The organism is Marinithermofilum abyssi (assembly GCF_014641195.1).
In the GTDB taxonomy this organism is placed as follows: domain Bacteria; phylum Bacillota; class Bacilli; order Thermoactinomycetales; family DSM-45169; genus Marinithermofilum; species Marinithermofilum abyssi.
Genome location: NZ_BMHQ01000038.1, coordinates 1 through 1,028 on the forward strand (window position 1 = coordinate 1; position 1,028 = coordinate 1,028).

A 1,028-nucleotide genomic window follows, 5' to 3' on the forward strand; every position below is an offset into this window, starting at 1 on the left:
TGTTAATAGCACGGGCTGTTTTGATGTTTAAAAAAGGAAGGCAAACGCTTATGGATAATGACCGGTATATGTATCCCGCTTCCGCCTCACTCATCTTCGGGCGGTTCATCGACTGCCAACACCTTTCCCAAGGGGATCTACTCGATTTCATCCCCGTTCACCATCTTGATCCGGTGGGTGACCAAATCCACCTTCGCCACAAAGCCGCAGAAATGCCGGGGTCCGTACTTCGTGGCGTATGTAACCACAATCGGCTTTCCTGCCTCCATCGACTCTTCGATCTGCCGGGTTGATCTCCTGCAGCGCATCCTCGTAATTCGTTAAATCATCCTTCGGGCCATTGCCAATTTCTCAGGTGCTTCTTTTTTGAAATAAGCATAAGCATCAGCATCGATTTGAACCATGAAGGAGTTATCGTTTTTAGGCATTCTGCTCCCCCTTTTACTCCTAATTCAAAATAATGTTGGTACATCTCATTAAATATCCAAACACCTTAAGCCAACTAACATATCTTAGTATTAAATTGAAGGGAGAACTTCTTGACATGACACTGAAAATTCGTCTTCAGAGAACNAAGCTCGTAAAAAACCCTGCCTGGCTTTCGTCTTAAAAAAAGAGGCATTTTGCCCTTCAGTGAACCACAGGGATACTTGCGCTTCAAGTCGATCAGGTAATGAATATCATCCCGACTAAAAACATCCCGTCATGGGCCACTGGCGCCGACGGGATGTTTTAATATCTCATTTGACTACATCCAAATGAGACATTATGGCGGTAATAACGAAGGGGAAATGGGAATGTCTAGATATGGATATGTGTTTGGTCTTTAATCGTCTGTTGATTTTCCTGTTGGTGATCGCGACGATTTTCTCTCTGGTCAGCTTTGGTGGTTATTAAAAAGAGTCGATTCCTCAAGGAACCCCACCTTAAGGGGTTCCTTTCTATTGTACAAGCAAGTTGGATATCGGCCATTTTCTTAATTGCCTCTCATACCTATATATCGAACCGTTTTTTTAAGCCGGTGCGGT

General features: G+C 44.0%; 1 protein-coding gene. It reads right to left on the reverse strand.

The annotated features are described in order from the left end of the window. Positions 1 to 137: 137 nt before the first annotated feature. On the reverse strand, positions 138 to 308 hold the full coding sequence (locus IEW70_RS17615; RefSeq protein WP_188649214.1) for a YolD-like family protein: 171 nt from the start codon (positions 306 to 308) through the stop codon (positions 138 to 140). Positions 309 to 1,028: the final 720 nt, after the last annotated feature.

Bases quoted from the DNA above. Each gene is read 5' to 3' on its own strand.
- IEW70_RS17615 (WP_188649214.1), bottom strand. From the start codon at position 308: ATGCGCTGCAGGAGATCAACCCGGCAGATCGAAGAGTCGATGGAGGCA.